General features: G+C 41.0%; 10 protein-coding genes. All 10 read right to left on the bottom strand.

The window, feature by feature from the left end; genetic code table 11:
- Positions 1–312: 312 nt before the first annotated feature.
- The 10 genes from CWO08_RS08340 to CWO08_RS08295 all read right to left on the bottom strand — a co-directional run bounded on the left by CWO08_RS08340 (position 313) and on the right by CWO08_RS08295 (position 13,236).
- Positions 313–2,442, bottom strand: a complete 2,130-nt coding sequence (locus CWO08_RS08340) for a YjbH domain-containing protein (RefSeq protein ID WP_108020246.1) — start codon at positions 2,440–2,442, stop codon at positions 313–315.
- A gap of 182 nt (positions 2,443–2,624) precedes the next feature.
- Positions 2,625–3,536, bottom strand: coding sequence for a serine/threonine protein kinase (locus tag CWO08_RS08335; protein ID WP_108020245.1), 912 nt, complete (start codon positions 3,534–3,536; stop codon positions 2,625–2,627).
- 19 nt (positions 3,537–3,555) lie between these two features.
- Positions 3,556–4,098: an outer membrane beta-barrel protein gene (locus tag CWO08_RS08330; protein WP_108020244.1), complete on the bottom strand. Its 543-nt coding sequence runs from the start codon at positions 4,096–4,098 to the stop codon at positions 3,556–3,558.
- Positions 4,099–4,901: 803 nt separating this feature from the next.
- Positions 4,902–6,026, bottom strand: a complete 1,125-nt coding sequence (locus CWO08_RS08325; protein WP_181360040.1) for a Wzz/FepE/Etk N-terminal domain-containing protein — start codon at positions 6,024–6,026, stop codon at positions 4,902–4,904.
- Between the two features lie 208 nt (positions 6,027–6,234).
- On the bottom strand, positions 6,235–8,151 hold the full coding sequence (locus CWO08_RS08320; protein ID WP_108020243.1) for a nucleoside-diphosphate sugar epimerase/dehydratase: 1,917 nt from the start codon (positions 8,149–8,151) through the stop codon (positions 6,235–6,237).
- A gap of 263 nt (positions 8,152–8,414) precedes the next feature.
- Complete coding sequence (locus CWO08_RS08315; RefSeq protein ID WP_108020242.1) at positions 8,415–8,963, bottom strand: sugar transferase; 549 nt, start codon at positions 8,961–8,963, stop codon at positions 8,415–8,417.
- Positions 8,960–9,877 (bottom strand): NAD-dependent epimerase/dehydratase family protein, encoded by a 918-nt coding sequence (locus CWO08_RS08310; RefSeq protein ID WP_108020241.1) that lies wholly within the window; start codon positions 9,875–9,877, stop codon positions 8,960–8,962. Before CWO08_RS08310 ends, CWO08_RS08315 begins: the two co-directional genes overlap by 4 nt.
- Before the next feature lie 99 nt (positions 9,878–9,976).
- The gene (locus CWO08_RS08305; RefSeq protein ID WP_258185292.1) at positions 9,977–10,771 is read right to left on the bottom strand and encodes a glycosyltransferase; all 795 of its coding nucleotides are present in this window, start codon (positions 10,769–10,771) and stop codon (positions 9,977–9,979) included.
- 82 nt (positions 10,772–10,853) lie between these two features.
- Positions 10,854–11,795 (bottom strand): glycosyl transferase, encoded by a 942-nt coding sequence (locus CWO08_RS08300; RefSeq protein ID WP_258185286.1) that lies wholly within the window; start codon positions 11,793–11,795, stop codon positions 10,854–10,856.
- A gap of 346 nt (positions 11,796–12,141) precedes the next feature.
- Positions 12,142–13,236: a glycosyltransferase gene (locus tag CWO08_RS08295; protein ID WP_258185285.1), complete on the bottom strand. Its 1,095-nt coding sequence runs from the start codon at positions 13,234–13,236 to the stop codon at positions 12,142–12,144.
- Positions 13,237–13,238 lie beyond the last annotated feature (2 nt).

Raw genomic sequence — 13,238 nt, 5'->3', positions numbered from 1 at the left:
TACGTGAACAAATAATAAGATCTAACTCTCATTTATCATCGAAAAATCAAGATGCTACCGCCCCTTGATCGTCCGCAACACCACACTGCGTAGTTATCCCAAAACGCAGCAAAAACGATGCTTGCATCCGGTCATTTTAATCCGTAAACATTATCCACAAATTGTGGTTATTATCAACCTAGTTGAATGGTTTAGGAGCAGGTTCGGGATGCGAATGAACGAGATACGAAAAGGTAAGAGCGGATGGTGCGAAAAAAATTAAAAGAGCCAACACATGAGGTGCTGGCTCTTAGATTTAGATGTTACGCTAAATTATTTTACGGCTTCTAAATATTTTAGGTAAGCGTTGCGTAAGCGCTGTCGGTTTTCATAGTAGTAACTTGCGCCGATGCGGTTACGGTTGAAGTACTGCCTTTCAATATTGTGTTGTAAGCCAGTATCGACACCTAAGCCTGTGCCTAAATTATTGTGAGTCTCACCAACGCGAGTTTGAAGTGCGTATACAAACTGGTCGATACCACGTAATTGAACGTAGTCAGGGCTCATATCACGCCATAGTGTCAGCGGAATCGCGATAGAAAGCGTCACAAAATCTTCGGTTTCACTGCTGCCTACTGCTTTTGTGGTCTGGTATGACGCATCAACTCTTACATCACCCAACCAGTGACTGGTGGTCACACGTACCCCTTCATCGCCTTTCCAGAATTGACCGGCTTGCACTTTACCTTGCCAGTTCCAGTCCGGTCTTGAATAGGTGTAGTGGCCAATCATCGGGGTCGCATCTAAGATAGCCTTCCCTCTTGAGTCGTACTTATCTTGAGCAGAAAAGTTCGCGTATTCAGCCCCTAGAATGTGACGACCACTATTGCTCGCATACTGCGTTTCATTCAAAAAGCCCAAAAAGTTTCCGTAAACTTGTCCGAATGAGAATTGAGTCGTGAGGTTATAAGGCAATTGGAATGCTTGGTGGAAAAGTACCCTATCGACTTCATTTTCAAACGCGTCGTCGCCCCAAATTTCGCCCTCTTCAAAGTCGTCACTCTCTGCCAGTGGCATTACGTGTCGAACATCCAACGCGGCGCCCTTCCAAAGCGGCGTATATAAGTTAGTTGCAAGTGCTAAAGAGTAGTCAAATACACCGTATTCTGTGGCGGTATTGTGGTACAAAGCAGGGGAAACAATTACCTGCGTACGACCAAAGCCTGAACGAGCCACCTCTTTATCAAAGTTTGCTTTTGCATAACTCTTTTTCACATCTGAGGTGCGAACAAGAAGGGTTTTGCAAGGCTCGCCTGTTTTTACAAACTCACGGTAACATGGCGCATTGGTGATCACTTCCATCATCGGCATGTCATTCACCAAGTTAAACAGGCGAATGTTTTGTTGTTGGTAGTTTTTAACCCCGAGGTCTTGAAGCATACCTTCTCCCACGTAGGAAGAGATAATACCCAACGCAACACCCACACCGTCCACTTGGTTACGGTTATAACGTCGGTTTTCCAGTGCAACGTTTAAACCAATATCATCCGCAGAAATTCTGACGTTAAGAAAGCCTTCATCAACCAGTGCTTTTTTAAGTTGAACCATACCGGCAAATTTATGATGTGCTTGTTCTACTGCGATCTTGTCTTCTAGGGTTAACTCATTCACTCGGCGAGATTCAGAGAAGCCCATTAACGGAGTCGATGCTGCCACAGACCAAATGTCTATATCGGCCTCACCACTGGTATAAAATTGGTATTGAAAAGATAACTGCGTATCAAGTGGCAAGTAGTTTTCTGGTGTAAACACCTTTAAACCCGCATTGAACTGATGGGAGTCGTGCTCTGCAATAAGCTGAACAAAATCCAATGGCTGATATTCTAGACTGGCAAAAGGTCCATTCAGGACATCATGCCTGTCGCCTGATTTAGCATATGAAACACCATAACCAGCACTAAACCTTGCCTGGACAAAATCAGGCTCATAATCGGCTACTGCATAGTAGGTCTCAAAGTTACTGGCTGCGCCACCGAGATCTTGAACACCTATCGCCAAATCAAACCCGGTCCAATCTTTAACGAAAGGAAGCTGATATTTAAACGATGCCGATAAGTCACGAATACCGTTACCACAATTAGGGTTGTAGTTTGGTACATTTGGGTAAAGGTGACAATCATAGGTCTTTGTAACAATTCGACCTGCAGCCTCAAGCCCATCGAATAAGCCCACGCTGAATAATATGTTGTCTAACTCACTAATTTTTCCGTTGTACGGTACACCCTGCCCATAAAGGAAAGAGATGTCGCCAGTGTCCATCACTTGAGCATTGGGCACAATGATTGCGCCGGTATAGCTTTGGGACGACATCAAGTTATCGACGGCGTAGGCATTGGAAGCGATGGCTAATGCGCTAAGAGATGCTATGAAAGATGCGTTTTTAGAATAACTGAGTATTTTCATTGGGATACAATAGGTTTTAACCGTATGTGACAGTGACTATGTTAGATAGTGGCCGTGTTTATTAGTAACAGTGCTTGAAAGTGACTATGTTTAATAGCGACAGAGTTTAATGGTGACAGTGCTCGATAGTAATAGCATGCAAAAAAGGCACCGAGTGGTGCCTTTTATTAATGATGCTTAAATTAGCCGCCAGTACCACCGCCGTTACCGCCACCGCCAGTACCGCCAGTACCACCAGTACCACCAGTACCGCCAGTTGGTGGCTTAGTGCCTTCATCTGGGTCAGGAACCGGTTCAGATGGTTTTTCTGCTGAATCTGGAATAGTCACATCCTGAGTAGGATCAGCCACCACACCTTCAATGAATGATGGATCTTCTGTTAGATCTAAGTAAATCTCATCGCCACCCGGAGCTTTAGGGTAGTCAGGGTAGGTATTGATAACTTCTTTTGTAATTGCAACCGCTGCGTCAGACAACTCTGTTGCTGATGCATTCGGGCTTACTACAAGTACGTCTGATAGTACCGCTGCTGTTGCCGAAACTAGGCTTGCTTCAGATGCAGGAAGGTCTTCAATAATTTCTTGTGTACGACGTAGGAAGTCAGCCACACTAGTAGCACGACCATTGTTTACTAGGTAGCCCAAGCCAAGATCGTTAAGAATCTGTTCACCAATCGACTCATCATAAGATTGACCATCTAGCTCTTTCTCAATCAGTGTTGAGATTGGAGAAGATGTCACAAGGTCGTCGTAGTTCGCTAGGCCTTTAGGGAACTTGTAGCTCACCTTACTCATGTCTTTGCCGTTAGAAACGTCAACTGCATCCGCTGTTGCAGCGTAAGCAAACGAACAAGTTTCAGGGTAGTTAAGAACGGTAAGCTCAGTAACTTCAGAAACACCGTAGTAGTTTGTTTCTTCAAGAGAACCCTTTGTACCATCGTCACAGCTGAATGTGCCTTTCATACCCATAACTGCAGGGTCGAATGCCATAATATTGCGGTACGCTTGCTCAGGTGGCACGCTGTTGTTGTTGTCACTGCCACAACCACCAAGGATTGCACCAACGACTGATAACGCTAAAATTTTATATTTCACAATTTATCCCTACAAATGATTAAAAGCTATGAGACAAGGCAACATTAAATGAATCGATGTTAACACCACCAATACCATCATAGAATTGATACTCTAAGCCAATCTTCATTGATGGTGTAATCGAGTATTCAGAACCGAAAGCGATTGTTGGAATCACGCCAGAATCATCAGATTCCACGCCAGGGCCGTTTGCGTTCCAGTCATAAATAGCGAAGCCACCTTTAGCATATAACGCTAGACTATCGTTTATATTACCAGAGGCTTTAAGTAGCACGTCAAAGGTGCTTGCATCGTAACTACCACCGGCAATATCTTTAAGGTTATATTCACCAAGATAGTTGTAGCTGCCTTCTATAGACAAGGTATCCAATAATTGATAACCCACAAACAAACCGTAAGATGTGTCTGAGTCGTCAATAGCCGTACGGCTCTCTACTAATGGTGCAAAGTTATCGGCAGTTACACTACCTACTTTAGCGCCTACGTATAAATTTTCAGCTCCAACAGCTGTTGCTGATAGCAACAACAAAGGTGAAACCCTAGCTAACCACTGCATTTTCATATAATTATATCTTCCATATTTCAAACTGAACTGAGGCTGATTTTCCTAGCAAATCTAAGCGATAGTCTAATCAGTTTTTGTATGAAAGCCCAAAAAGCAGACACTCATACACGCCATTCCGTACCAAAGCTACTGACGCAATTGCACAATATTGCATACTGAAGCTAGAAGCTACAGACAGGTCAATACTGTACTTTTTGAATTTCGCCAGATTTATCAATGCTGTTTAACAAGCACAAAGAACTTAAGAGTAGCTTGCTTTGTATGCAGCAAGCGAGCAGCTAGCATAATCTTTTCGTATGACACTACAAAAATGGTACTCAGAAGGTACCAACACAAGAAGATTGTTGCTTTGCTTTCAATATCCAACCAAAACCATCTAATCAATGATAGATAGCCTAAAAAGGAATTACTCTGATTAAACAACTAATTGAGCATTATGATAGGTAATTACCGCTATCAAGTAAATGTATAATTAATAAACGCACCACAACGATTCAAAAAAAAGTCAGGATTGCGTCAGAAAGGGGTAAAAGGTAAGAAATGAGAAAGATCAACGCGAACGTCCGCACGCTTACCTAATACCATTAGAATGATGTATTGGAGGTAAAACCGAGTGCACGGACTACTTTGGGATGTAGTATACAATCAGAGGCAACTAACATGTGTTACTGAGGTATGAAGTCCAAGTAAGCTTTTCTGCTCGTCAGTATTGATAAGACACACAAATATCGAATAGCGAAATGACAAAATATACTCAGCAAAAAAATGGCTAGTGTATAAACACTAGCCATTGGTAGTTGTTAATCTTGTTTTCTAAAAGCAAATCTAATCGCGACAATCATCAATCCCAGAATCCCACCAAACAATGTTCCCAAAAGAACAATCAGCACACGGTTAGGTTTATCTCTTGTAATTGGTTGCTCCACTCGTTCTAGAAAACGAAACATTTGAAATTCAATGTTTCGATCTATCGTAAGATTATTAAGCATGTCCAATTTGGCATTGATTTGCAGAAGGCGAGGCTCAATAACACTTAAATTTTTAATTGACTCTAAAGCTTTCATTTTCGCTTCTAGCCCTTTAGAACCTAAATCAATTCCAAATAGCTCACGATGATTGCTCGTCTGAATAGGCTTTTCGACCCCCGCAGCAATTGCTATTGCAACTGCATAATTAGTTCGCTCAGCTTCTATAAGCAGCTGACTTTTAGCTTGAGTTTCGAGGATCTTTTTCTGCTGTATCAGTTCATTCCGCTTGCCATCAACAACGGCATTCAAGTTGTTAAATGCATCTTGACGAACTTTAGCTTCAGTAACGGAAAGATACGAGGTAAGTAAATCAAAACTACTTTGTTTAGAAGTTGTTTGAAAGCTTACGAAATAAGGTGAGTTACGATCTTTCTTATCTGAAATAGATGCTGTAATTCTATCAAACCATTGCAGATACAAAGCACGAACCGTGTCATCTGTCACTTCTGAACTATCAGCAAAAAGAGTATTTTTGAACTCTTGAAACTCAACACTACTATCTAAAAAAGCACGTTTATTATTAGCTGAATTGAAAGTACTTACAAAACGTTTAAACAATAACTCGGAGTCAACTAACTTATTCAAATCATTACTTACAAGTACTGTTCCATCGTCCTGATAAATATCGAAAACGGGCTGAAATTGCTTAACCTGCTGCTGGTATGCTGTTAAGTTTTGAGGCTGGGCTTCTGTGATCTTAGCCTTAGATGACCACCACTCTTGCGTTGTTAGCGCAACAGCAATGCTACCAATCGCAAACAAAGCAGTAACCAATATTACAATTAACTTGCCATCCCATAGCATCTTAAAAATATCTCTAAGATCGATCTCGTCATCTTCTATGAACATAGGTGGATTGTGCGCAGAGTATGGCTTGGGTTGTGTTGACTGCTTCACTTTAAATCTCTCAAAACATCTAAATTAATTACCGACAAATACTATCATACTGTACATTGTTAGTATTGTTCGATTCGTAAACTTTCTAACAGCATTCTTTAAATCAATCTAGTTTAATCAGCACCTTACACTTAAACAGAATGCAAACAAATCAATGCAACTTTGAGAAGCACTCTCAAAGCTATGTTTGAACAGGCAGAGGTTCATATCAATTTTGTCGAGGAGCAGTACGCTTCCAAACTAAATCACCGATCCCATCCGTTGGAGAAAACTCGGTAGGGGCATCTAATAATAACTGCCTTATTTTTTCATGCTCAAAGTTATGGCACGCATCATCTAAATCTGCAATCAATCGTTGGTATTCATTAATTGCTAAAAATTGTTCGTTAGCTGTCATAATACGTTCATGAGCGGTAAGAGCAACATTATCACCAATAAGTAGCTCTTCGAACAGTTTCTCACCCGGTCTCAGCCCAGTAAATTCGATCGCGATATCACCATACGGGTTATCATCATTCTTAACCTCTAACCCAGAAAGTTGAATAAGATTTTCAGCCAAGTCAGTTATCTTAACGGGTTTCCCCATATCCAAAACAAAAACATCACCACCTTTACCCATCGCGCCAGCTTGAATAACCAATTGTGCAGCTTCAGGAATAGTCATGAAGTAACGAATAATATCTGGGTGAGTTACCGTAATCGGCCCACCTTTCGCTATTTGTCGTTTAAAGAGTGGTATCACAGAGCCAGATGAGCCCAACACATTACCAAAACGAACCATACAAAAACGGGTGCCTTTTTGCTTTTTATTTTCTTGTTCAGCTAAAGCTTGTAAACCGAGTTCAGCTACACGCTTCGTCGTGCCCATGATATTCGTTGGGCGCACAGCCTTATCAGTTGAAATAAGAACAAATGACTCAACGTTGGCCTCAATTGCTGCTCTTGCTGCGTAGTAAGTGCCAAAAACGTTATTACGTACGCCTTCTACAACATTATACTCTACCAACGGAACATGCTTGTAAGCTGCTGCATGATAAACAGTGTTGACCTTAAAGCTTGTCATTACGGTGGATAAGCGATTTATACGCTGTACAGAGCCTAGCAATGGAATAACTTCAACACCCAAGCCTTCATCTTTGTTCAACAAAGATAACTCACGATCTATTTGGTATAAACCAAACTCAGAGAGCTCAAATAAAACAAGAGTTTTAGGTTTATTTCGCAAAATCTGACGACATAATTCCGAGCCTATAGAGCCACCAGCTCCTGTCACCATTACAACTTTATCTTTAATGTTGCCTTCCATAAGAACTTGTTGGGGTACCACAGGGTCTCGCCCCAACAAATCATCGATAGCAACATCTTTCAGTTCATCTATCTTTGATTTGCCCTCTACAATATCTTTCATGTCTGGAATAGTAAGCACCTCTGCAGAAAGGTGTACTAAAGCATCAAGAATTTCCTTGCGCCTTGACCTAGAAGCGCTGGGAACTGCAAGTAAAATCTGATTTACATTGCACTTCTCTACTAGCGCTTGTGCTGAACTTGTATCATGAACTTTAAGACCCATGATAATGGTATTTTCTAACGTAGTATCTTCGTCTATAAAACCCATAACTCTATGGGTTTCAGAAGAGCGAAGTGCAAGCGCTAGCTGCCTACCAGCTGCACCAGCACCATAAATAAGAACTTTTTTCTTATCTTTACTGCTAGCTTGAGAGACCAACACTCGAATAATCAATCTGGAACCACCACTAAGGAGACATAGAAATGCACCATATATGATTGGGATTGAACGAGGTATGCTAGCGTCAAAATAAAAAGCCAAAATAGCAACACACCCTGCTGATAGGATTGTTCCTATGCTGACTACAGCTAAGGCATGAAACGTTAGGTAGCGTAAAATGGCCCGATATAATCCAAGCTTAGTGTAAGCGAGAATAGTAACCAATAAAGTACCGAACAATACGTACCGAGTAGATATATCGTCGAGAGGCTTCATATGGCCAATACGAGTCCAGTACGCTGCATAAAAAGATATAACAACAAAACAAGCGTCAACGAATATACTTATCAGCCGCTTATGAAAGCGAGATAAATTCCAAAAAAAGTTAAGCCTAGCCATTATATTTCTCTTAATAAAACTAACACCAAATGGTACCGACGAAAGTGGGTTTTGTCTCTAATCGATACCTAAAGGTTAAAAACAAGTTTACTTGCAAATCACTACAGGAAGGTGACTCATGCACATGACAATAGAGAGTCGCAAATGTGTTGGATTGCATGAGATGTTTACATCTACAAAAACAAACATCTCATCCATAACAGGGGCCATCAAAAGCATCAGGTCAAAATGAAACCAAATAAAGCCTTTTCGTACCTGCGCGTTTATTTCACTGCATCGCCAGAACCGCTACCTGTAACTGTCATAAGGATATACTTAAAATAATCTCTCAACGTCAGCATCTCGATCATCTTCTTATCTGTCTCAGCAAGCAGCTTCGGCGTTGACATGTCGATATTTTCTACTTGTGCAAGCCCTGTGATTCCAGGAAGAACATCGTAAATACCTTTCGCCTCTCGCTCTTTAATTAACTCTTCTTGATTGAATAAATTTGGACGAGGGCCAACTAAGCTCATTTCACCTTTCAAAACATTAATTAGTTGTGGCAACTCATCTATTTTAGTTTTACGTAAAATAGCTCCCAATTTGGTAATAGAAGAGTTAGCCGCCAAGTGACTCGCAACGGACTTGGTCTCTACCGACATAGTGCGAAATTTAATCAGCTTGAATGGCTTTTTTCCTTTACCGACTCTGGTTTGTACAAAGATAGGGGAACCCGTGTCAAACAGCCCTAAGACAGCGACAACTAACAATATGGGCCATAGTAATGTTAAGCCAATAAGTGCCGCGAGAAAATCAATAGTACGAATCATTTTTTGCCTTTATTCAGTCGTGACATAACGTCTTTCATGGTGTGCGAAGGAGTCCAGTCCAATTTTTGTTTCAAGCTAGAGTTATCAACATGTAGGTTACCGACTAGTTGCTCCACCAATTGAGTCTTTCCACTCAACCTTCCTAAAAATCTAAAGAGCGAGATAGGGACTGGCAATTGAATGACTTTCCGGTTCAACCCTTGTGCAATATGACTAGTAAACTCGCCAATTGAAACTGTTTCACCATCGCTCGCCAAAAAGGTTTCACCTTTAGCTGCCGGGTGCAAAGCACAACACATTAGAATATCTTTCAGATTATCAGCAGCGACAAAATCACGCTTATTACTAACGAGTCCAAAAGGAAGTATTGGTACACGAGATACTAGCTTAGCTAGCATACCAAAGTTTCCCGGCGCATCAGCCCCATAAACGAGTGTCGGACGAACAATAACAACTTCTAAACCGGTTTCTCGCGAGATTTTCTTTAACCCGATCTCAGCAGATAACTTAGATTGAGTATATTCATTCTCAGGTATAAGCGGGCTATCAACCGTAAGAGGAGCTTCACTCGTATGTGAACCCAACACTCCTATAGAACTAACAAAAACAAACCTTTTCACACCAGCAAGCGCAGCTTTTTTCGCCAAGTGTAACGCACCATCAACATTCACCGTTTGATAGTCGTCACTGGTGAATGTTCGGCTGTGTGCTAGCCCTGCTAAATGAATGATCGCGTCAATGTTCTCAAAAGCATCAGACCAACAAGTTTGTCCATCGATAGCGTCGACTTGATATTGGTCACAGCCCCAATGGGAACAATTATCGCTATCGCGCACGACTACTCGCTTAATGCTATCGTCACCACAAAAGTGGCTACCTACAAAACCACTTGCACCAGTTAATAATATATTCATTGCTCAATTTTTTGTTAGAAGTGAAACAAATCGATAGTTACTCGATTATATCTGGTCAGATTGAAGTTTATTAAATTGAAACTCAAATGCATTTATCATTCATTTTGTGCGTGAATCAAAGCTTTTCATTAATTTAGTAAACCTCACTTGAAGCCCAATAGGTAACAATGAGCGTATGAACGGGACAAAGCAAACAACGGACTTTATTACCCCTAGCTTGCAGGACATGCTCCCTTTGAATCCTATCATACCTTGTTGCCAAGCAAGTTTTGGGGACTGCTTCTGCAAAGTGTGCTGATCAAAGCGATATTTTATGAGTTTCTCTTGAAGATTTCCGAATTTCAATCCGTGACTTGCCGCCCTAAACCACAACTCATAGTCTTGACGTCTTCGTAATGAATGATCATAAGCGCCGATCCTTTCAATACTTGATTTCACAAACATTACACTAGGGTGGATCAATGGGTTACACCACAACTTATCAACAATATCAGTATGAGTTGTCGGATTTCTTCGAACTCCTGTAATTTTCCCGTCAAGATCCACGACAACTGCAGCAGTACCAACTATATCCAAACCCTGAGTGACTATATATTCTTCTTGTTTTTCAAGCCTCTCATACAAACATATATCGTCAGTGTCCATTCGGGCGATCAAATCACCGGAACAATGCTTTAGCCCTTCATTTAAAGCAATCGCAAGCCCTGAGTTTTTCTCTAAACATACCTTAATGATTGGTAAATGCTGGCAATATTCATTAACTGTATCTTTCAAAGCATCATTCACAAAGCCATCAAAAACGATAACCACTTCATCAGGCTGTCTAGTTTGTTTCATCAAACTTTCCAGACACAATGCCAGAAAGTCGACCCTCTCTTGCTCATAGAGAGACATCAATACCGAAATTTTTTTCATCTTCACTTTATCAGCTCACATACTCAATCTGCTAGTAACCAGATAAACGTTGTTTAACTGATTACTCCTCGTTTAAAGAAATACGATAAAGTTGTCTCTTACCACTGAACACTGAATCAAAGAAAACATTACAGCCATCTTCTGACAGTCTTGGATGCAGATCACAACGAGTTTCACCGTTATAACCAAAGCCATGGTAGAACTCTCCCAGACTCTTAACCTCTCCTGTTTTCCAGTTACAGAGCAATAAATACTGCATACGAGCTTTGTCTGGATAAGTGTCTGTAATAAACCAGTCGCCAACAACGTGTGGGTGACCATCACCATAGGAATCAAGTACACCGTCAGCAAAATGCGTCATATTTCCCGTGTGAATATCGATTAACCAATACGCGTCTTTTTCGCCGGGCCCTCTCAAATACCCCAAAATAGTAGAGTCATCAGCCCAAAAGCAATGGCTAACCATGCCGAACGCAACGAGAGATTTCACTTGTTTTCCATCTGCGGACGACAGCATTAAGCGATCAACGCGGCGTTGTCCAACAAAGTAGCGATGAAGGAAAATGAAGTGTTCACCAGAACGAGATATACTTACATGGTTAACTTTATGAGTTGCATTATCAAAGCTAGGCTCATACTCGACCTCTTTAACGTCAGAAATAGACAGTAAAAGCTGCCCCTCTCCTGAGTCGAAATCGACCTTCCAAATACCATCGTCATCTGTATTCTGCAGCTCATCTTTATTCATAACTGGTAGATTACGGTAGCCATAGTCAGGCCTCATCGTCATCAGTCGACGGTAATTCAGAGATAAGAAGTAGTCGGTTTTATATGAATCTTGCACAGCATAGCCAAATTGTTTCACTTCTTGCTTAGTCGCTATCGAATAAACTCGGCTCACGTATTTTTGGGCTTTAGTATCAAAATCATTGAAAATGAAGTTCTCTCCATCAAGCCAATGTGCTCGGGAGCCTTGCTGCCAATTAAACGTGTTAGTTTTCACTGCAAATAGCTCCTCCCCAGAAGGGGCAATCACCGCAAGTGATACCGCTTTGTCACCTTGAGGCAAGCAATCCGTTTTTTCTGCAGTTTTATGTATTAGTGTGTAACCACCTTTCGATACAGGAGGTTTATCAAAATAACCAAAAAAACTCTCTGTACTTTGATTAACATTAATGCAAGCTACATCAAAACTAGACTTATACTCGTAATCTTTCTTAGAACGTAGATAAACAAGTTGTGAATAACACCTCTTGATAATATTTTTTATAAATGGAGCTCGTGCCAAAATACGCGCAATAGCTCTCTCTAAAGGACTGTATGAATCACTCATGGTATTTCTCAGTAAATTATTTCAGAAGGCTTTGGTATAAAGCCTGGTATTTATTTGACATAGCCTCGGCAGAAAGCACTGTTTGTGCAAGTTTTAAAGCAGCATCTGAGGCATTTTCATCAAAGATACGATTAACTAAAATCATCTTTTCAAGTAATTCGTCGGCACCTTTTTCGAGTGCAAATATGTTAGAACACTTAGAAGACTCTGATTCAATCTCTTCATGAGAAGGAATGTTAGAAAGCAATGCAGGAAGCCCTGAAGCAAGTCCTTCAAGAACGGTGTTAGGTAATCCCTCAGAAAGAGACGCAGACAAGAAATAGTCGGAGACCAACAGGTAGTCTCTCACATTACTGACAGATCCCAAAATGTGGATACGCTCTGATTCCACCTGTTCCTCTAAAGCTGATTGTTCAGGACCACCACCTAGTATCAGTAGACTACCTTTATGATCTTTCGAGTATCGGTTAAACGCCTCAATCAATAGCTCCATATTCTTACGCGCGATCAAACTACCAACACTTATGAATACAGGAGCTTCATACCTTGGTAATTCACCACTATCTGCCACACTGCTAACAGGTTCATTATGCACACCGTTCTGAATCGGAGTTGCAACTATATTATGCTTAGTAAGCACACTCGCGATAGTTTTTGAACAAGCTACTACGTTATTGCATCTTCTCATCGCTGCAATGTGCGAATAGGCCATTAATTTACCTTTTAACGCTCCGAATTTCATTGGATAGTCATCAAACGGATAATTACGAGAGGTCATTACCCAAGGTGTTTGTAATTTTAGCTTTGAGAGCAAGGAGTCAGCCCTGATACCTTGAGTATGAATGACTGAAGGTGCTATTTTTTTTATTCTCTGGCGTAAGAGCTCTTTCGACTTGAACAAGCCTTGAACTCTTGAGATGTCTAGTGACTGAACATCAATCCCTAACTCATCATATTTATACTTAAGACTATCACTCGGCTCTGGAGATAGTGTGATAACCGTAGGTTGGAAAACTCCAGGATCGAGGTTCCTGATAATGTTTAGTAACTGATTCGTTGGGCCACAGCGTACTAACGTGCTTACTACATATAATAATTTTATTTTTTCCATAT

The organism is Vibrio sp. 10N.286.48.B8 (assembly GCF_003050085.1).
GTDB classification, from domain to species: Bacteria; Pseudomonadota; Gammaproteobacteria; order Enterobacterales; family Vibrionaceae; genus Vibrio; species Vibrio crassostreae.
This window is presented reverse-complemented; position numbering and strand designations above follow the sequence as displayed.

Coding starts and splice junctions, on each gene's coding strand:
- CWO08_RS08340 (WP_108020246.1), bottom strand. CDS start 2,442: ATGAAAATACTCAGTTATTCTAAAAACGCATCTTTCATAGCATCTCTT.
- CWO08_RS08330 (WP_108020244.1), bottom strand. CDS start 4,098: ATGAAAATGCAGTGGTTAGCTAGGGTTTCACCTTTGTTGTTGCTATCA.
- CWO08_RS08320 (WP_108020243.1), bottom strand. CDS start 8,151: ATGGCTAGGCTTAACTTTTTTTGGAATTTATCTCGCTTTCATAAGCGG.
- CWO08_RS08315 (WP_108020242.1), bottom strand. CDS start 8,963: ATGATTCGTACTATTGATTTTCTCGCGGCACTTATTGGCTTAACATTA.
- CWO08_RS08310 (WP_108020241.1), bottom strand. CDS start 9,877: ATGAATATATTATTAACTGGTGCAAGTGGTTTTGTAGGTAGCCACTTT.
- CWO08_RS08305 (WP_258185292.1), bottom strand. CDS start 10,771: ATGTCTCTCTATGAGCAAGAGAGGGTCGACTTTCTGGCATTGTGTCTG.
- CWO08_RS08295 (WP_258185285.1), bottom strand. CDS start 13,236: ATGGAAAAAATAAAATTATTATATGTAGTAAGCACGTTAGTACGCTGT.